The 18,549-nt window shown below is 58.0% G+C and carries 19 protein-coding genes; 11 read left to right on the top strand and 8 right to left on the bottom strand.

Features of this window, described 5'->3' with window-relative positions; translation table 11 throughout:
• Window positions 1-51 precede the first annotated feature (51 nt).
• From cysP to cysM, 5 genes are all read left to right on the top strand, one after another.
• A complete protein-coding gene (gene cysP / locus ABLU73_RS13300) occupies window positions 52-1,068 on the top strand; it encodes a thiosulfate/sulfate ABC transporter substrate-binding protein CysP (RefSeq protein ID WP_017900457.1) in 1,017 nt (338 codons plus the stop codon).
• The gene (gene cysT / locus ABLU73_RS13295; RefSeq protein ID WP_002913626.1) at window positions 1,068-1,901 is read left to right on the top strand and encodes a sulfate/thiosulfate ABC transporter permease CysT; all 834 of its coding nucleotides are present in this window, start codon (window positions 1,068-1,070) and stop codon (window positions 1,899-1,901) included. The genes cysP and cysT overlap by 1 nt, the downstream gene beginning before the upstream one ends.
• Window positions 1,901-2,776 carry a sulfate/thiosulfate ABC transporter permease CysW gene (gene cysW / locus ABLU73_RS13290; RefSeq protein ID WP_004201990.1) on the top strand — a complete coding sequence of 292 codons (876 nt, stop codon included), beginning with the start codon at window positions 1,901-1,903 and terminating at the stop codon, window positions 2,774-2,776. Before cysT ends, cysW begins: the two co-directional genes overlap by 1 nt.
• Window positions 2,766-3,860: a sulfate/thiosulfate ABC transporter ATP-binding protein CysA gene (gene cysA / locus ABLU73_RS13285; RefSeq protein ID WP_004201991.1), complete on the top strand. Its 1,095-nt coding sequence runs from the start codon at window positions 2,766-2,768 to the stop codon at window positions 3,858-3,860. Before cysW ends, cysA begins: the two co-directional genes overlap by 11 nt.
• Window positions 3,861-3,978: 118 nt before the next feature.
• A complete protein-coding gene (gene cysM / locus ABLU73_RS13280; RefSeq protein WP_004201992.1) occupies window positions 3,979-4,890 on the top strand; it encodes a cysteine synthase CysM in 912 nt (303 codons plus the stop codon).
• On the opposite strand, the gene ABLU73_RS13275 is transcribed toward cysM, so the two are convergent.
• Both ABLU73_RS13275 and ptsJ read right to left on the bottom strand, forming a co-directional pair.
• The gene (locus ABLU73_RS13275; protein ID WP_064178311.1) at window positions 4,887-5,282 is read right to left on the bottom strand and encodes a nuclear transport factor 2 family protein; all 396 of its coding nucleotides are present in this window, start codon (window positions 5,280-5,282) and stop codon (window positions 4,887-4,889) included. The two genes, cysM and ABLU73_RS13275, sit on opposite strands and share 4 nt — an antisense overlap.
• 163 nt (window positions 5,283-5,445) lie before the next feature.
• Window positions 5,446-6,744 carry a transcriptional regulator PtsJ gene (gene ptsJ / locus ABLU73_RS13270; protein WP_064187542.1) on the bottom strand — a complete coding sequence of 433 codons (1,299 nt, stop codon included), beginning with the start codon at window positions 6,742-6,744 and terminating at the stop codon, window positions 5,446-5,448.
• An 82-nt stretch (window positions 6,745-6,826) separates the two neighbouring features.
• Here ptsJ and pdxK point away from each other — a divergent pair, with 82 nt between their 5' ends.
• Entirely contained in the window at window positions 6,827-7,693 is an 867-nt protein-coding gene (pdxK, locus tag ABLU73_RS13265) for a pyridoxine/pyridoxal/pyridoxamine kinase (RefSeq protein ID WP_004201995.1), read from the top strand.
• Entirely contained in the window at window positions 7,690-7,929 is a 240-nt protein-coding gene (locus ABLU73_RS13260; protein WP_017900460.1) for a hypothetical protein, read from the top strand. Before pdxK ends, ABLU73_RS13260 begins: the two co-directional genes overlap by 4 nt.
• A gap of 40 nt (window positions 7,930-7,969) precedes the next feature.
• Here the strand turns inward: ABLU73_RS13260 and crr are convergent, their stop codons facing one another.
• From crr to cysZ, 5 genes are all read right to left on the bottom strand, one after another.
• Complete coding sequence (gene crr / locus ABLU73_RS13255) at window positions 7,970-8,479, bottom strand: PTS glucose transporter subunit IIA (RefSeq protein WP_000522253.1); 510 nt, start codon at window positions 8,477-8,479, stop codon at window positions 7,970-7,972.
• A 42-nt stretch (window positions 8,480-8,521) separates the two neighbouring features.
• A complete protein-coding gene (gene ptsI / locus ABLU73_RS13250; RefSeq protein ID WP_004201998.1) occupies window positions 8,522-10,249 on the bottom strand; it encodes a phosphoenolpyruvate-protein phosphotransferase PtsI in 1,728 nt (575 codons plus the stop codon).
• Window positions 10,250-10,293: 44 nt separating this feature from the next.
• Complete coding sequence (gene ptsH / locus ABLU73_RS13245; protein WP_002913505.1) at window positions 10,294-10,551, bottom strand: phosphocarrier protein Hpr; 258 nt, start codon at window positions 10,549-10,551, stop codon at window positions 10,294-10,296.
• 380 nt (window positions 10,552-10,931) lie between these two features.
• Window positions 10,932-11,903, bottom strand: coding sequence for a cysteine synthase A (cysK, locus tag ABLU73_RS13240; RefSeq protein WP_004202001.1), 972 nt, complete (start codon window positions 11,901-11,903; stop codon window positions 10,932-10,934).
• Window positions 11,904-12,079: 176 nt separating this feature from the next.
• On the bottom strand, window positions 12,080-12,841 hold the full coding sequence (gene cysZ, locus ABLU73_RS13235) for a sulfate transporter CysZ (protein ID WP_017900461.1): 762 nt from the start codon (window positions 12,839-12,841) through the stop codon (window positions 12,080-12,082).
• Window positions 12,842-13,071: 230 nt separating this feature from the next.
• Between cysZ and zipA the strand changes: the two genes are divergently transcribed.
• The 3 genes from zipA (at window position 13,072) to ABLU73_RS13220 (ending at window position 16,438) form a co-directional block, all read left to right on the top strand.
• Complete coding sequence (gene zipA, locus ABLU73_RS13230; RefSeq protein WP_348850238.1) at window positions 13,072-14,133, top strand: cell division protein ZipA; 1,062 nt, start codon at window positions 13,072-13,074, stop codon at window positions 14,131-14,133.
• Window positions 14,134-14,202: 69 nt separating this feature from the next.
• Window positions 14,203-16,218: an NAD-dependent DNA ligase LigA gene (ligA, locus tag ABLU73_RS13225; protein ID WP_004202005.1), complete on the top strand. Its 2,016-nt coding sequence runs from the start codon at window positions 14,203-14,205 to the stop codon at window positions 16,216-16,218.
• A 1-nt stretch (window position 16,219) separates the two neighbouring features.
• Complete coding sequence (locus ABLU73_RS13220; RefSeq protein ID WP_004202007.1) at window positions 16,220-16,438, top strand: DUF3820 family protein; 219 nt, start codon at window positions 16,220-16,222, stop codon at window positions 16,436-16,438.
• On the opposite strand, the gene ABLU73_RS13215 is transcribed toward ABLU73_RS13220, so the two are convergent.
• Window positions 16,435-17,433, bottom strand: coding sequence for a bile acid:sodium symporter family protein (locus tag ABLU73_RS13215; protein WP_094309776.1), 999 nt, complete (start codon window positions 17,431-17,433; stop codon window positions 16,435-16,437). The genes ABLU73_RS13220 and ABLU73_RS13215 overlap by 4 nt on opposite strands.
• An 88-nt stretch (window positions 17,434-17,521) precedes the next feature.
• Between ABLU73_RS13215 and ABLU73_RS13210 the strand changes: the two genes are divergently transcribed.
• Complete coding sequence (locus ABLU73_RS13210) at window positions 17,522-18,448, top strand: LysR family transcriptional regulator (protein WP_004202013.1); 927 nt, start codon at window positions 17,522-17,524, stop codon at window positions 18,446-18,448.
• Window positions 18,449-18,549 lie beyond the last annotated feature (101 nt).

Below are 18,549 nucleotides of genomic sequence, written 5' to 3'. Positions count from 1 at the left end.
TTATAAATATGATGATCATCAGTAAATGATCATTTTTGATAAGGGTGCGCAATGGCCGTTAAATCACTGAAAAAAGGATATCTGGCGCTGGCGGCTTCCCTGCTGCTGGTGGCGCAGGCGCAGGCGACGGAGCTGCTGAACAGCTCCTATGATGTCTCCCGCGAGCTGTTTGCCGCCCTTAACCCGCCTTTTGAGCAGCAGTGGGCGAAGGACAATGGTGGAGACAAGCTGACCATCAAGCAGTCGCACGCCGGCTCTTCCAAGCAGGCGCTGGCGATCCTGCAGGGCCTGAAGGCGGACGTGGTGACCTACAACCAGGTGACGGACGTGCAGATCCTGCATGACAAAGGCAACCTGATCCCGGCCGACTGGCAAAGCCGCCTGCCAAACAACAGCTCGCCGTTCTATTCGACGATGGGCTTCCTGGTGCGCAAAGGCAACCCGAAAAACATTCATGACTGGAACGACCTGGTCCGCTCTGACGTTAAGCTGATCTTCCCGAACCCGAAAACCTCGGGCAACGCGCGGTACACCTACCTGGCGGCCTGGGGCGCGGCGGATAAAGCCGACGGTGGCGATAAAGCCAAAACCGAACAGTTTATGACCCAGTTCCTGAAGAACGTCGAAGTCTTCGACACCGGCGGACGCGGGGCGACCACTACCTTCGCCGAGCGCGGCCTGGGCGATGTGCTGATCAGTTTCGAGTCGGAAGTGAACAATATTCGCAAGCAGTATGAGGCGCAGGGATTTGAAGTGGTGATCCCGAAAACCAACATTCTGGCGGAGTTCCCGGTGGCCTGGGTGGATAAAAACGTCAAAGCCAACGGCACGGAAAAGGCGGCGAAAGCCTATCTGAACTGGCTCTACAGCCCGCAGGCGCAGACCATCATTACCGACTACTACTATCGGGTAAACAACCCGAAAGTGATGGATTCGCTGAAGGATAAATTCCCGCAGACCGAACTGTTCCGCGTGGAGGACAAGTTTGGCTCCTGGCCTGAGGTGATGAAAACCCACTTCGCCAGCGGCGGCGAACTGGACAAACTGCTGGCGGCGGGGCGTAAGTAATGTTTGCTGTGTCGTCCAAGCGCGTGCTGCCGGGCTTTACCCTGAGCCTCGGCACCAGCCTGCTGTTTGTCTGTCTGATTTTGTTATTACCGCTCAGCGCGCTGGTGATGCAGCTGGCGCAGATGAGCTGGGCGCAGTACTGGGATGTGATCACCAACCCGCAGGTGGTGGCGGCCTATAAGGTGACCCTGCTGTCGGCGTTCGTGGCCTCGATTTTTAACGGCGTCTTCGGTCTGCTGATGGCGTGGATCCTTACCCGCTATCGTTTTCCGGGCCGCACGCTGCTGGATGCCTTAATGGACCTGCCGTTTGCGCTGCCGACGGCGGTAGCCGGCCTGACCCTGGCCTCGCTGTTTTCGGTAAACGGCATTTACGGGGAATGGCTGGCGAAGTTCGATATTAAAGTGACCTATACCTGGCTCGGTATCGCCGTGGCGATGGCTTTCACCAGCATCCCGTTCGTGGTGCGTACCGTGCAGCCGGTGCTGGAAGAGCTGGGACCGGAATATGAAGAGGCAGCGGAAACGCTGGGCGCCACGCGCTGGCAGAGTTTCCGCAAGGTGGTCCTGCCGGAGCTGTCGCCGGCGCTGCTGGCGGGCATCGCTCTGTCGTTTACCCGCAGCCTCGGCGAATTCGGCGCGGTGATTTTTATCGCCGGCAACATCGCGTGGAAGACGGAAGTGACGTCGCTGATGATCTTTATTCGTCTGCAGGAGTTTGACTATCCGGCGGCGAGCGCCATCGCCTCGGTGATCCTGGCCGCCTCGCTGCTGCTGTTGTTTTCCATCAATACCCTGCAGAGTCGCTTTGGTCGACGCGTGGTAGGTCACTAATGGCGGAAGTTACTCAATTGAAACGCTACGACGCGCCCCGCATCAACTGGGGCAAATGGTTTCTGATTGGCGTCGGGATGCTGGTTTCCGCCTTCATCCTTGTGGTGCCGATGCTCTACATCTTCATCCAGGCCTTCAGCAAAGGGTTAATGCCGGTGCTGGAAAACCTGGCGAACCCGGACATGCTGCACGCCATCTGGCTGACGGTGATGATCGCCTTGATTACCGTGCCGGTGAACCTGGTGTTCGGGACCTTGCTGGCCTGGCTGGTCACGCGCTTTACGTTCCCGGGACGCCAGCTGCTGTTGACGATGCTGGATATCCCGTTCGCCGTCTCGCCAGTGGTCGCGGGTCTGGTTTATCTGCTGTTCTACGGCTCTAACGGTCCGCTGGGCGGCTGGCTTGATGCACATAATCTGCAAATCATGTTCGCCTGGCCGGGCATGGTGCTGGCGACGATCTTTGTCACCTGTCCGTTTGTGGTGCGTGAGCTGGTGCCGGTGATGATGAGTCAGGGCAGCCATGAAGATGAGGCGGCGGTATTGCTGGGGGCTTCCGGATGGCAGATGTTCCGCCGGGTGACGTTGCCCAATATTCGCTGGGCGCTGCTGTACGGCGTGGTGTTGACCAACGCCCGCGCCATCGGCGAATTCGGCGCGGTATCGGTGGTCTCCGGTTCGATCCGCGGAGAAACGCTGTCGCTGCCGCTGCAAATTGAATTACTGGAGCAGGATTACAACACCGTCGGCTCGTTTACCGCCGCGGCCCTGCTGACGTTAATGGCTATTCTGACCCTGTTTTTAAAGAGTATGTTGCAATGGCGTCTGGCCAACCAGGAAAAACGCGCGCAACAGGAGGGAAATCATGAGCATTGAGATTGCCAATATTAAGAAATCGTTTGGTCGCACCCAGGTGCTGAATGATATCTCGCTGGATATCCCTTCCGGACAAATGGTCGCGCTGCTGGGGCCTTCCGGCTCCGGGAAAACTACCCTGCTGCGGATTATCGCCGGGCTGGAGCATCAGACCAGCGGTCATATCCGCTTCCACGGCACCGACGTCAGCCGGATGCACGCCCGCGACCGTAAAGTGGGCTTCGTCTTCCAGCACTATGCGCTGTTCCGCCATATGACGGTGTTCGATAACATCGCTTTTGGCCTGACCGTGCTGCCGCGCCGTGAACGACCCAATGCGGCGGCGATTAAAGCCAAAGTGACCAAACTGCTGGAGATGGTGCAGCTGGCTCACCTGGCGGATCGCTATCCGGCGCAGCTGTCCGGTGGTCAGAAGCAGCGCGTGGCGCTGGCGCGCGCCCTGGCGGTAGAGCCGCAAATTCTGCTGCTGGATGAACCTTTCGGCGCGCTGGATGCGCAGGTGCGTAAAGAGCTGCGCCGCTGGCTGCGTCAGCTGCATGAAGAGCTAAAATTTACCAGCGTGTTCGTCACCCACGATCAGGAAGAGGCGATGGAAGTTGCCGACCGGGTGGTGGTGATGAGCCAGGGCAACATCGAACAAGCCGATGCGCCTGAACGCGTGTGGCGTGAGCCGTCCACCCGCTTCGTGCTGGAGTTCATGGGGGAAGTGAATCGTCTGCAGGGGGTTATCCGCGGCGGACAGTTCCACGTTGGCGCCCACCGCTGGCCGTTAGGCTATACCCCGGCATACCAGGGGCCGGTGGATCTGTTCCTGCGTCCGTGGGAAGTGGACATCAGCCGCCGAACCAGCCTGGATTCGCCGCTGCCGGTGCAGGTCCTGGAGGCCAGTCCGAAAGGACACTACACCCAATTAGTCGTCCAGCCTCTGGGGTGGTATGACGAACCGCTGAGCGTGGTGTTAACGGGCGATGAGGCGCCGTCCCGCGGCGAACGGCTGTTCGTCGGGCTGCAAAATGCGCGCCTGTACAACGGTACCGAGCGTATCGAGCCGCGCGGCGAGCTTGCTCTGGCGCAGTCGGCCTGATAGCTTAAATCCATGTGCTTTTGCCGGGTGAGGCTGTGCTTACCCGGTCTGAAATTATCACGCGTCTGGTAGGCCGGGTAAGCGAAGCGCCGCCCGGCTTTTTTATTGAGTAAACATCGTGAATACACTCGAACACACCATCGGCAATACCCCTCTGGTCAAACTTCAGCGTCTCGGACCGGACAACGGCAGCGAAATCTGGGTCAAACTCGAAGGCAATAATCCGGCCGGTTCGGTGAAAGATCGCGCTGCGCTGTCGATGATCGTCGAAGCGGAAAAGCGCGGCGAAATTCAGCCCGGCGACGTGCTGATCGAAGCGACCAGCGGCAACACCGGTATCGCGCTGGCGATGATCGCCGCGCTGAAAGGCTACCGGATGAAGCTGCTGATGCCCGACAACATGAGCCAGGAGCGCCGGGCCGCGATGCGCGCCTACGGCGCCGAGCTGATCCTGGTCACCAAAGAGCAGGGGATGGAAGGGGCTCGCGACCTGGCCCTCGAGATGGCTCAGCGCGGGGAGGGCAAACTGCTCGATCAGTTTAACAACCCGGACAACCCCTACGCCCACTACACCACCACCGGGCCGGAAATCTGGCAGCAGACCGCAGGGCGTATCACCCACTTTGTCTCCAGTATGGGGACCACCGGCACCATTACCGGCGTGTCACGATTTCTGCGCGAACAGAGTAAACCGGTGACCATCGTCGGCCTGCAGCCGGAGGAGGGCAGCAGTATTCCCGGGATCCGCCGCTGGCCGGCAGAGTATATGCCGGGGATCTTTAACGCTTCGCTGGTGGATGCGGTGCTGGATATTCATCAGCAGGATGCCGAGAACACCATGCGTCAGCTGGCGGTGCGGGAAGGCATTTTCTGCGGCGTCAGCTCTGGCGGCGCGGTAGCCGGGGCGTTACGTATCGCCCGCGAAAATCCAGGCGCGGTGGTGGTGGCGATCGTCTGCGATCGCGGCGATCGCTACCTCTCCACCGGCGTGTTCGGCGAGGAACACTTTAGCCAGGGAGCGGGTATTTAATCATCGAGCAGGTCGGTGCCGTAGGAGTTATCGACCGTGCACAACCAGCGCTCCCCCCGCTTCTGAAAGACATAGGTTGCGCGTCGCGTAACCTGTGTTATTCCCTGTGCCGTCGGGATATCCAGCCGGGTCTCCATAATCACCAGTGCATTGCCGCCGCCCTCAATGACCTCCATTTTCCCCTGGGTTACTATCAGCCGGTGCTGGAAATAGTCGGCAATGGCGATAAACGCTTTGCGGATATTCTCTTTCCCTCTGACTACCATGCCCGGTTTGACGACCAGCGCGGCGTCTTCCGCGTAATAGCCCATCAGGGTATCGTAATCTTCCTGCGAGATAGCGCGATCGCAGGCTTCGATGACTGCTTTTAGGGTCAGGTCAATGTGATGCATCTCTGGTGCTCCTTATTGTGAGCGATGTGTCCGCCACCGTGAGCGTTTCATCCGTTTCGACGATCCGGGCATGCAGGTAAGACTACGCCTGTTTTCGTTTATTTTTACAGTAACTTGTCGGCAGTAGCTACCACTCCCCGATGCGTTCGACGCACTACCTGCGTCAGGGAGCGTCTAAGACCTGGGCTATATCGGCCGCCAGGCGGGCAATCTCATTGTCATTCAGGCGGCCCAGCGACAGGCGTAGCCCGTGGGAGGGCGTACGAATGCCAAACACCTCCCCCTCGCGGACCAGCCAGCCGGCGCGGGCCAGGCGTAAGGCGTAGGGCTGGCTCGCCGTTGGCAGCGGCAGCCAGAAATTAAGGCCGTCGCCAGGCGTAGCATGGCTGTAGCCGTGCCGGGCCAGCGCTGCCGCCAGTTTCTCATTCTGCTGGCGATAGTGACGGCGGGTCTCCGTCATCGAGGCGATAAATGCCTCATCGGTGAGACAGGCCAGCGTCAGATACTGCAGCAGATGACTGACCCACTGGCTGCCGGCGTTAAGCCGCAGGCGCAGCGCCGAGGAGGTGTCGATATCGCTGGCGATAAAGGCCAGCCGCAGGTCTGGCCCGAGGGTTTTTGACATCGAACGCACCACCGCCCAGCGCTGGGTGCTCGCGGGCAGAGGAGAAAACCAGGGCGTAGCCGACAGCAGGGCAAAATGGTCATCGACGATCGCCAGCACCTGCGGATAACGGACCAGCACCTCCCGCAGGGCATGCGCCCGGGTTTCCGTCAGGCTACAGCCGGTAGGATTGTGCGCGCGCGGGGTTAAGATCACCGCCCGCGCGCCGTTGCGTAACGCCTCCTCCAGCCCGACAGGATCCATCCCCTCGGCATCCACCGCCACCGGGCAGGGGGTAAAGCCAGCGTAACGCACCATATTGATGCTGCTAAGAAAACAGGGATCTTCAACCACCACGCCGTCGCCGGGGAGCAGCAAGGCGCACAGCAGACGCTCCAGCGCGTCAATCGCCCCGCTGGCGAGGTTCAGGGCAAAGGGAACGGTTATCTCCCCGGAAAACCATGCCTCAGCCCATTCGCCAAGCCGCGGCTCGATGGGGGCATCGCCATACAGGTGGGGCGTGCGGGCAATTTGGCCCAGATAGCGTGCTAAATCAGGCAGCCTGGCGGGGTCCGGATTGCCGCTGGAGAGATCGTTCAGCGGCGTCGTGGGGTCACCGCCCTCCAGCGCCGGCAGCGGATCCCGTGCTTTGATGGCCGTGCCGTTTCGTCCCTGGCTCACGGCCAGACCAGATGTCACCAGCCGTTTATAGGCGGCGGCGACGGTATTGCGATTCACCGCCAGCTGGCTGGCGAGCTCGCGTACCGGCGGCAGAACCTCTCCGGGCTGCAAGCCACCGCTCTGCACCAGATGGCGGATATGATCGAAGATATCGCTGGCGGTTTTTCCGGCAAACATTATTGACCTATGACAAAATGAAATTTAGCATAGGACGAATCATAATCAGAGCGTGACCCGCTGTCCAGCGGGGGGAGAAAAGATGGGCCAGCAAGATGACATACAATCAGTGCTCTTTCACGACAAAAGCCGGGCGTCGGAAGTCGATATCGTCGCCGTGCAGTCGCAGGTAGTTTACGGCAGCGTCGGCAACAGCATCGCGGTACCGGCGATTAAACAGCACGGTTTGCGCGTGCTGGCGGTGCCGACGGTGCTGTTCAGCAATACGCCCCATTATGAGACGTTCTATGGCGGCATTATCCCGGAGGAGTGGTTTGTCGGGTACCTGCAGGCGCTTGAGGAGCGCGACGCGTTGCGCGAACTGCGTGCGGTGACCACCGGCTATATGGGCAACGCCGTGCAAATTGAACGCCTGGCGCAGTGGCTGACGCGGGTCCGCGACCGCCATCCCGATCTCTGTATTCTGGTGGATCCGGTGATTGGCGATGTCGACAGCGGCATCTACGTCAAGGCCGAGATCCCGGACGCCTATCGTCAGCACCTGCTGCCGCTGGCGCAAGGGATCACCCCTAATCTGTTTGAGCTGGAGACGCTGAGCGGCCGGCGCTGTCGCAATCAGCAGGAGGCGGTCGCCGCGGCGCGAAGCCTGCTGTCGGACAGTCTCAAGTGGGTGGTGATCACCAGCGCGCCAGGAGAGGCCGCTTCGACAATCAATGTGCTGGTGGTGACGGCCGATGCAGTGCAGGTGGTGGTTCACCCGCGGGTGGAGACGGACTTGAAGGGTACCGGCGATCTGTTTTGCGCTGAGCTGGTGAGCGGGTTGCTTTCGGGCCTGGCGCTGGGGGCAGCGACGGAAGCAGCCGCCCAGCGCGTGCTGGAGGTGATGAACTGGACTGCCGCGCAGGGGTGTGACGAACTGATCCTGCCGCCGCTGGAGCAACAGAGATGAAAAGCTATCGGTTAGTGATCCGTCAGCAGGGACGCATTGTTGGTCATTTTGATACCACAGGGGAGGCGGCGCTGGAGGATGCCTGCGTGGCGCGGTCGCTGTTCGGCCTGGCCGGTGGATATCAGTGCGAACTGCTGGTCTCTGACGGCGAGCGGCGCATTCTGGAGAGCACCCCGGAAGGATTGCGTCTCTTATCTCGCGAAAAATGCTATCAGCCGGTGACCCACGCGATATAAAAAAATGGCGCCTTTCGGCGCCATTTCAATGCAGCAATCATTACTTCTTGATGCGGATTACCGGGGTTTCACCCACGGTCACGCTACCGGACAGTTTGATCAGCTCTTTGATCTCGTCCATGTTGGAGATAACCACCGGAGTCAGGGTAGACTTGGCTTTCTCTTCCAGCAGCGGCAGATCGAATTCGATAACCGGGTCGCCGACTTTCACGCGCTGGCCTTCTTCAGCGATACGCTTGAAGCCTTCGCCTTTCAGTTCAACGGTATCAATACCGAAGTGAACGAACAGCTCGATGCCGCTATCAGATTCAATAGAGAACGCATGGTTGGTTTCGAAAATTTTACCAATGGTACCGTCTACCGGCGCGACCATTTTGTTGCCGGTCGGTTTGATGGCAATCCCATCGCCCACAATTTTTTCCGCAAAAACCACATCCGGCACGTCTTCAATGTTGACGATCTCACCGGAGAGGGGAGCAACAATCTCAATAGTTCCGGTGTCTTTCTTGTCATCAGAAACCAGAGATTTCAATTTATCAAACAAACCCATGATCTTCTCCTAAGCAGTAATTTGGGCCGCGCATCTCGTGGATTAGCAGATTGTTTTTTCTTCAATGAACTTGTTAACCAGCGTCATTAACTCGTCCGTTGTCGGTTGAGCAAGAGCCTGCTCTGCTAATACTTTCGCATCTTCGAAGTTCGTGTTACGAATAATCTTCTTGATGCGCGGGATGGAAATGGCGCTCATAGAGAATTCGTCCAGCCCCATACCCAGCAACAGAAGTGTAGCACGTTCATCGCCCGCAAGCTCACCGCACATGCCAGTCCATTTACCTTCAGCGTGAGAAGCATCAATAACTTGCTTAATCAGATTCAGTACAGACGGTGACATCGGCTGGTAAAGATGTGAAATCATATCATTACCACGGTCAACTGCCAGAGTATATTGCGTTAAATCATTGGTGCCGATACTAAAGAAATCAACTTCTTTGGCCAGATGACGAGCAATGGTCGCCGCAGCCGGTGTTTCCACCATCACGCCGATCTCAATGGATTCGTCAAATGCTTTACCTTCGTCACGCAGTTCCTGTTTGTAGATTTCGATCTCTTTCTTCAGCGCACGCACTTCTTCAACAGAGATGATCATCGGGAACATAATGCGCAGCTTACCGAAAGCGGAGGCACGCAGGATGGCGCGAACCTGATCGCGGAGGATCTCTTTACGATCCATGGCGATACGCACGGCACGCCAGCCGAGGAACGGGTTCTCTTCTTTCGGGAAGTTCATGTACGGCAGCTCTTTGTCGCCGCCGATGTCCATGGTACGCACGATAACGGCCTGAGAGCCACAGGCTTCAGCCACCGCTTTATAAGCCGCAAACTGCTCTTCTTCGGTTGGCAGCGCGTCGCGATCCATGAACAGGAATTCAGTACGATACAGGCCTACGCCTTCGGCGCCGTTGCGCTCAGCACCTTCGACGTCGCGAACGGTACCGATGTTGGCGCACACTTCAACCTGATGGCCGTCGAGAGTAATCGCCGGCAGATCTTTCAGTTTCGCCAGTTCGGCTTTTTCTTCCGCAACCTGAGCCTGCAGATTACGCAGCGCTTCAATTTGCTCGTTAGACGGGTTGATCAGAACCTGGTTGTTCACCGCGTCGAGAATCAGATAGTCGCCGTTTTTCACCTGCGCCGTGATGCTGCCGGTGCCCACGATGGCCGGCAGTTCCAGGGAACGCGCCATGATGGAGGTGTGGGAGGTACGGCCGCCCGCGTCGGTGATGAAACCCAGCACTTTTTTCAGGTTCAGCTGTGCGGTTTCAGACGGGGTCAGATCGGCGGCGACAAGGATGACTTCATCCTGAATCGCGCTCAGATCGATGATAGCCAGACCAAGGATGTTGCGCAGCAGGCGCTTACCGATATCACGTACGTCAGCCGCACGTTCTTTCAGGTATTCATCGTCCAGCTCTTCCAGGGCAGTGGCCTGACCGTCGATAACTTCATTGGCTGCCGCGTCGGCAGTCATGTGCTTATCTTTAATCAGGGCTATGATTTCCTGCTCAAGCTCCTCATCTTCCAGCAGCATAATATGCCCTTCGAAGATGGCTTCTTTTTCTTCACCGAAAGTTTCACCAGCTTTGGTTTTGATGACCTCCAGCTGGGCGGAGGCCTTGGCGCGGCCGCTCAGGAAACGTTCGACTTCCTGATCAACCTTATCGGCAGAAATTTTCTTCCGGTCGATGACAATTTCATCTTCCTTCAGCAGCAGTGCTTTGCCGAAGGCGATACCCGGGGATGCTAAAATGCCTGAAATCATAACCCTACCTTACTTGTGACTGATATGAAAAAGAACCCGTGAACTTACTCGAGTTCAGCCATCAGTTTAACCAGATGCTCAACAGCTTTCTGCTCATCTTCGCCTTCCGCGGAGAGGGTCACTACGGTGCCCTGGGTCAGGCCCAGAGTCTGCAGTTTGAACAGGCTTTTGGCGCTGGCGCTTTTGCCGTTGGAGGTTACAGTGATCTCAGAAGTGAAGCCTTTAGCTTCTTTAACAAACTGAGCAGCAGGGCGGGTGTGCAGACCGTTCGGAGCGGTAATGGTAACTTCTTGCTGGAACATTATATTTCCCCAACTTATAGGTTTAGTGTTGTGGACCTAAAGTCTAGTCTAACGACTCGACTTTAGCCTGTATTGTTAGCGCCGGCGTTACGTTTCCGGCCTTGGCGTCGGCAGCGCCTGGCGCTGCGAAGACCTGCGGGCCATTGACGTCTAGCACGTCATTAAACATTATGCCGCGAAAGGAAGACTTGAACCAAATCATAAAATCGATTCAGCTGGCGGAAATCCTCTTCTGAATAATTTCGCGCATCAAAATAAATGTGCTGGTTAAATACCAGACCCTACGAGGTGAATCAATGCCAGGAGGGGTAAAACTTTGACGTATGCCACAAAAAAGCACCTGAAAAGGTGCTTTTTTACACATTATTTACAAGCTGGCACTACTGTTGCAGTTCTTTCTCGGTGAAGAGATCGGCAAACAGCGCGGTGCTTAAATAACGCTCACCCGAGGAAGGCAGGATAACCACAATATTCTTATTGGTAAAGGCCTCATCTTCCTGCAGCTTCAGCGCCGCGGCAACGGCGGCCCCGGAAGAGATACCCGCCAGGATGCCTTCTTCTTCCATCAGGCGGCGTGCGGTGGAGATCGCTTCATCATTGGTGATGCCGATTACTTTGTCCACCAGCTTCAGATCCAGGTTGCCAGGAATGAAGCCGGCGCCGATGCCCTGAATTTTGTGCGGGCCCGGCTTGAGCTCTTCCCCCGCCAGCGCCTGGGAGATGACCGGCGAATCGGTCGGTTCAACCGCGACGGTGATCAGATCTTTTTTGCCCTTGGTGTTTTTAATGTAGCGGCTGACGCCGGTCAGCGTACCGCCGGTACCGACGCCGGAGATGAAGACATCCACCTGACCGTCGGTGTCTTCCCAGATTTCCGGGCCGGTGGTCTTTTCGTGGATTTCCGGGTTAGCCGGGTTACTGAACTGCTGCAGCAGCAGGAATTTTTCCGGGTTGCTGGCGACAATCTCTTCCGCTTTCTGAATGGCGCCTTTCATGCCTTTGGCGCCTTCGGTCAGCACCAGGTTGGCGCCCAGCGCTTTCAGAAGCTTACGACGCTCAATGCTCATGGTTTCCGGCATGGTTAGCGTTAGCTTGTAGCCGCGTGCCGCCGCCACGTAGGCGAGGGCGATACCGGTGTTGCCGCTGGTCGGTTCGACCAGTTCCACGCCAGGTTTCAGCACGCCGCGCTTTTCAGCATCCCAGATCATATTGGCGCCGATACGGCATTTTACGCTAAAGCTCGGGTTACGAGATTCTACCTTTGCCAGGATACGGCCGTTACCAATTCGGTTCAGTCGTACCAGCGGCGTATGACCGATAGTCAGGGAGTTGTCTTCAAAAATCTTACTCATGGCCCGTCCTTAACTGTATGAAATTTGGGGGTACGGCATCAGCATACCCGCTTAAAGAATATGCGGAAGTAAGGATTTAGCATATCTATATGCGTAAGGGAAATAATGATGAGCAAGAAGGAATAAGCGGAGATATAAGGAGCGGCGCTCGCCGCTCCCCGGGGGAGGTGTGACGACTACTTCCAGCTGGCGTGTCTGTCGCGATAGCAATCGACCCACATGGCGGTGGCGCCGCAGATAGCCACCGGGAGGATCACCAGGTTTAACACCGGGATCATGGTGAACAGGCTGGTGAGCGCGCCAAACTGCATATTCATCACCTTGCGGCTGCGCAGCGCTTCGCGCATGGTCCTGAAGGGAACCTTGTGGTTATCGAAGGGGTAATCGCAGTATTGAATCGCCAGCATCCATGCGCTGAACAGGAACCAGAGTACCGGAGCCACCGTCTGGCCAACGCCGGGTATAAAGTAGAGCAGCAGCAGCACGATGGCGCGGGGCAGGTACCATGCCAGCTTCTGCCACTCACGCTTCATGATGCGCGGAATATCCTTCATGATGCCAAAGACGCCGACGTCCGGCGGGGTGGCGCCAGTCAGACGCGCTTCCAGCTGTTCCGCCAGCAGGCCGCTGAACGGTGCGGCAATCCAGTTGGCAATAGTAGAAAAGAAGTAGCCAAACACCAGCAGGATCGACAGCACCACCACCGGCCACAGCAGGTAGTTCAGCCACTGCAGCCAGTCAGGTACATGGCTCATCAGCGAAGGGATCCAGCTGTCGAGACGGGTAAACAGCCACCAGAAAGCACCGCCCATCAGCAGCACGTTAACCAGTAAAGGCAGGAAGACATAACGACGTATGCCCGGCAGCCCGATGAGTTTCCAGCCCTGCGAAAAATAGTGTACGCCGCTACGCGGGGTCGGTGCGGATGATGAAACCATAGCCAGGCATTGCTCCTTTTTTAACATCCAGTGTGAATGTTCGCTTATTTTATCGGGTCGTCAGACAATAACCAGTTAGGAAATGTTCGAAAAAACAGCAAAAAGCACGATTTAGTTCATCTTTATGTGGTGAAAGCGACCGACGCACTTGCACTTGAGGTAATCGGCAAATACTCTTAGTGAGTAAATGTTTGCCGTGGTGGCAAGGTGTTAGAACAACAGAGAATATAATGATGCAGGATTTGCGTCTGATATTAATCATTGTTGGCGCGATCGCCATAATCGCTTTACTGGTACATGGTTTCTGGACCAGCCGTAAAGAACGTTCTTCGATGTTTCGCGATCGCCCACTGAAACGTATGAAGTCGCGCGACGATGAGTCGGAAAACGACGACTTTGATGATAATGTTGAAGGCGTAGGTGAAGTCCGCGTTCATCCGGTGACTCACGCTCCGCACGGCGCGCATGGGGAGCATGAAGCCCCTCGTCAGGCGCCGCAGCACCAGTACCAGCCGCCTTACGAGCGCCAGATGCAGCAGCCTGTGCGTCCTGAGGAACCGGTTCGTCAGGCGCCGCCGCCGCGCCAGGCCCCGGTACAACCGCAGGGACAACCGTCTGCGCCGCATGCCGCTCCGCAGCCGGGCTGGCAACAGCCGCAACCCGCGCAGCCGCCCGTGCAACCGCAACACCAGCCGCAGCCTGTTGTGCAACAGCCTGTCGCGCCGAAGCCGGTGACCCCGACCGTCGCCCAGCCGCAGCCGGCCGCTCCGCAGCAGCCTGCGCCACAGCCTGTTGCCGCGCCGCAGCCCGCGGTGGCTGAACCGCAGCCGACAGAGCCGCAGCAGCCTGCAGCGCCGCAGCCGAAAGAGCGTAAAGAGACGGTCATCGTGATGAACGTCGCCGCGCACCATGGCGCGCAGCTTAACGGCGAGGTGCTTATCAATAGCATCCAGCAGGCCGGCTTCAAGTTTGGTGAAATGAATATTTTCCACCGCCATCTGAGCCCGGACGGCAGCGGCCCGGTGCTATTCAGCCTGGCCAACATGGTGAAGCCGGGGACCTTCAATCCGGACAGCATGGCGGATATGATGACCCCTGGGGTGACTATCTTTATGCAGGTCCCTTCCTACGGTGATGAACTGCAGAACTTCAAGCTGATGCTGCAGTCTGCGCAGTATATCGCCGATGAAGTGGGCGGCGTGGTGCTTGACGATCAGCGTCGCATGATGACGCCGCAAAAACTGCGTGAATACCAGGATCGTATTCGCGAAGTGAAAGACGCGAACGCCTGACGTCCCGCGTTATCTCAACTCCTTCTCAACCCCCGCCTGTCGGGGGTTTTTTATCATTGATGGTGTGATATGGAACCGATCGAACAACAACTGACTGAACTGCGAACCACGCTTCGCCATCATGAATACCTGTACCACGTTATGGACGCGCCGGAAGTGCCCGATGCGGAGTATGACCGGCTGATGCGCGAGCTGCGCGAGCTGGAGAGCCAGCATCCGGAGCTGATTACCCCGGATTCGCCGACTCAGCGCGTGGGGGCGGCGCCACTGACCGCCTTCAGCCAGATCCGCCATGAAGTGCCGATGCTGTCACTGGACAACGTGTTTGACGAAGAGAGCTTTCTGGCCTTCAACAAGCGGGTGCTGGATCGCCTGAAAAGCACAGACCCGCTCATCTACTGCTGCGAGCTGAAGCTCGACGGTCTCGCGGTGAGCATTCTCTACGAAAACGGCGTGCTGGTGCAGGCGGCGACCCGCGGCGACGGCACCACCGGCGAGGATATTACCTCTAACGTGCGAACCATCCGCACCATCCCGCTCAGGCTGCATGGCGATAATATCCCCGCACGCCTGGAGGTGCGCGGGGAAGTGTTCCTCCCACAGGCCGGGTTCGAAAAAATCAATGAAGAAGCTCGCCGCACCGGCGGAAAAGTGTTTGCTAACCCGCGCAATGCGGCGGCGGGCTCGTTGCGCCAGCTGGACCCGCGCATCACCGCGAAGCGACCGCTTACTTTCTTCTGCTACGGCGTTGGGGTGCTGGAGGGCGGTGAGCTGCCGGCCAGCCACTCGGCCCGTTTACAGCAGTTCAAAGCATGGGGATTACCGGTGAGCGATCGCGTCACTCTTTGCCATACCCCCGAGGAAGTGCTCACTTACTATCGTAAAGTCGAGGAAGATCGTCCCCATCTGGGCTTTGACATTGATGGCGTGGTGATCAAAGTCGATTCGCTGGCGCTGCAGGAACAGCTGGGTTTCGTCGCCCGCGCGCCGCGCTGGGCCGTGGCCTTTAAGTTCCCGGCCCAGGAGCAGATGACTTTCGTCCGGGACGTGGAGTTCCAGGTGGGTCGCACCGGGGCGATTACGCCGGTGGCGCGCCTGGAGCCGGTCCATGTCGCCGGCGTGCTGGTGAGTAATGCCACTTTGCATAACGCCGATGAGATTGAACGCTTAGGCTTGAAAATCGGCGACAAGGTGGTGATTCGCCGGGCAGGCGACGTGATCCCTCAGGTGGTCAACGTGGTGCTTTCCGAACGTCCGGCAGATGCCCGGGATGTTGAATTCCCGACCCACTGCCCGGTTTGTCAGTCCGACGTTGAGCGAGTGGAAGGCGAGGCGGTAGCCCGCTGTACCGGCGGCCTGATCTGCGGCGCGCAGCGCAAAGAGTCGCTCAAGCACTTTGTCTCCCGTCGCGCGCTGGACGTTGACGGCATGGGCGATAAGATCATCGACCAGCTGGTGGAGAAAGAGTACGTCCATACCCCGGCGGATCTGTTCCGGCTGACCGCAGGGAAACTGACCGGGCTGGATCGGATGGGGCCGAAGTCCGCGCAAAACGTGGTCAACGCTCTCGAGAAAGCCAAAGAGACAACCTTCGCGCGTTTCCTCTACGCCTTGGGCATTCGCGAGGTAGGAGAAGCCACGGCGGCAGGCCTGGCGGCGCATTTTGGCACCCTCGAAGCCCTGGAGCAGGCTTCCATTGAGGAGCTGCAGAAGGTCCCTGATGTCGGCATCGTCGTCGCCACCCATACTTTCAACTTCTTTGCCGAAGAGAGCAACCGCGATGTCATCGCGCAGCTGCTGGCGGAAGGGGTTCACTGGCCGGCGCCGGTGGTGGTGAAGGCGGAAGAGATTGACAGCCCGTTTGCAGGCAAAACCGTCGTCCTGACCGGCAGCCTCAGTCAGTTGTCGCGGGATGATGCCAAAGCGCGTCTGGTGGCGCTGGGGGCGAAGGTGGCGGGCAGCGTGTCGAAGAAAACCGATCTGGTGATTGCAGGCGAAGCGGCGGGTTCTAAGCTGGCGAAAGCGCAGGAGCTCGGCATCGAGGTGATTGACGAAGCCGAAATGATGCGCCTGTTGGGAGAATAACGTGGATAAAGCGCAGCTGGTCGAGATCGCCAATACCGAGATGCCGTTCGGTAAATACAAGGGGCGTCGTTTAATCGATGTCCCGGAGGAGTATTTATTGTGGTTCGCGCGCAAGGATCAATTCCCTGCCGGCCATCTCGGCGAGCTGATGGCGCTGACCCTGCTGATTAAAAGCGAGGGGCTGAGCGATCTGGTCCAGCCCCTGAAGAAAGCGCGTTAAGCTTTGGCAGCGTTAGTCTTTTCCTGAGCGAGACGCGCATCGGTTTGCTGCTTATAGCGCCGTGCCAGCACCGCGCAGACCATCAGCTGGATTTGATGGAAGATCATCAGCGGCAGCACCATGATGCCGAGGATGGAGGTCGGGAAGAGAATATTGGCCATCGGGATGCCGTTGGCCAGGCTCTTTTTCGAACCGCAGAAGACGATGGTAATTTCATCGGCTTTGTTAAAGCCGCAGCGGCGGGCGACGAACACGTTGACCGCGATGACGATGGCCAGCAGCACCAGGCTGACTACCACGATAAACAGCAGCGATCCCAGGCCCACTTTATGCCAGATCCCGTTCACCACCGCCTCGCTAAAGGCGGAGTAGACCACCAGCAGAATCGAGGTCTGGTCGGTCTTACCAATCCACTTCTTATGCTTCGCCACCCAGTTGCCGATCCACGGCCGCGATAAATGGCCGAGCACGAAAGGCAACAGCAGCTGCAGCATGATCTTTCCGACCTGCTCGAGGCTACCGCCTGCGCCGTGAAGGTTCATCAGGACCCCCACCAGCAGTGGTGAAACAAAGATGCCCAACAGGCTGGAGGCCGAAGCTGAGCAGACCGCCGCCGCGACGTTGCCTCCGGCCAGCGAGGTGAAGGCGATGGCGGATTGCACGGTGGCCGGCAGAATGCACAAATAAATAAAACCGCTGTAGAGCATCGGATCGACCTTCACCGGCGCCCACCAGGCAAACAGAACCCCCAGCACCGGGAAGAGGATAAAGGTGCTGCACATCACCCACAGATGCAAACGCCAGTGGCTGCCGCCGGCGATAATTGCCTCCCGGGAGAGTTTGGCGCCATGCATAAAGAACAGCAGGGCGATGGCGGCGGTGGTGAGATGTTCAAAGAAGGGGACGAAAGTGCCACGGGCCGGGAAGAATGAGGCCAACAGGACAACGGTGACCAGGGTTGCCGTAAACGGATCGAGAATGCGGAAAAGTTTCATAAACGCTCCTGAAAAGAGATGCGCTATTGTGCTTTTTTTGATTTGAGAAATAAAATTGATTTATTGCATCTATTCATGAATTAAAAAGATGAATTACTCTCTGCGTCAGTTAAAAGTATTCGTTACCGTTGCCCGCGCCAGGAGCTTTAGCCGGGCGGGGGAGATGATTGGCTTAAGCCAGTCGGCCGTCAGCCACAGCGTCAAGGAGCTGGAGCATCAGACCGGAGTCCGTCTCCTTGACCGTACCACCCGGGAGGTGGTCCTCACCGAGGCGGGTCAGCAGCTGGCAGGCAGGCTGGAGCGTTTGCTCGATGAGCTTGCGGTGACGCTGCGCGATGCCGGTCGGGTAGGCCAGCAGCTGAGTGGCACCGTTAAGGTCGCCGCCAGTCAGACGATTTCCGCCCACCTTATTCCGCAGTGTATTGCTCACAGTAATCGACGTTATCCTGATATCGATTTTGTGCTGCACGACCGGCCCCAGCAGTGGGTCCTGGAGAGTATTCGCCAGGGAGAAGTGGATTTTGGCATCGTGATTGATCCGGGCCCGGCGGCCGATCTGCAGTGCGAGGTGGTCCTGGCGGAACCTTTTTTGCTGCTCTGCCGGGAGGATCATCCTTTTGCCAGCCTGACTGAAGTGCCGTGGCAGGCGCTACAGAATGAGAGACTGATCCTGCAGGACTATGCTTCCGGCAGCCGTCCGCTGATTGATGCGGCGCTCAGCAGGCTGGCTGTCCGGGCGAACATTGTGCAGGAGATTGGCCATCCGGCAACGCTGTTTCCGATGGTGGAATCGGGAATTGGCATCAGCGTACTGCCGGCGCTGGCGCTGCCGTTACCGCAGGGAAGCCATCTGGCGGTGAAGCGACTGACTCCGGTAATGGAGCGGCAGCTGATGCTGGCATGCCGGAAAAACCGCTCGCTGTCGACCGCCGCCCAGGCGTTATGGGAAATCGTGCGAGAAGAAGGGGGCAATCTCACCGCCGCCAGGGTTGAAGATCCGCTGTATCAGCGTTGATCGCGTTTTATCGCCACGGGGAAGCTCGTGGCCGGGGCTGTGTTCCACGCATAGCAAAAAGGCGCCTTTAGGGCGCCTTTTTACATTGGTGGGTCGTGCAG

The organism is Klebsiella sp. GG_Kp175 (assembly GCF_040062325.1).
Lineage (GTDB): Bacteria > Pseudomonadota > Gammaproteobacteria > Enterobacterales > Enterobacteriaceae > Klebsiella > Klebsiella quasipneumoniae.
Note: the sequence above shows the minus strand (reverse complement) of the source record. Positions and strands in the feature narration are given on the sequence as shown.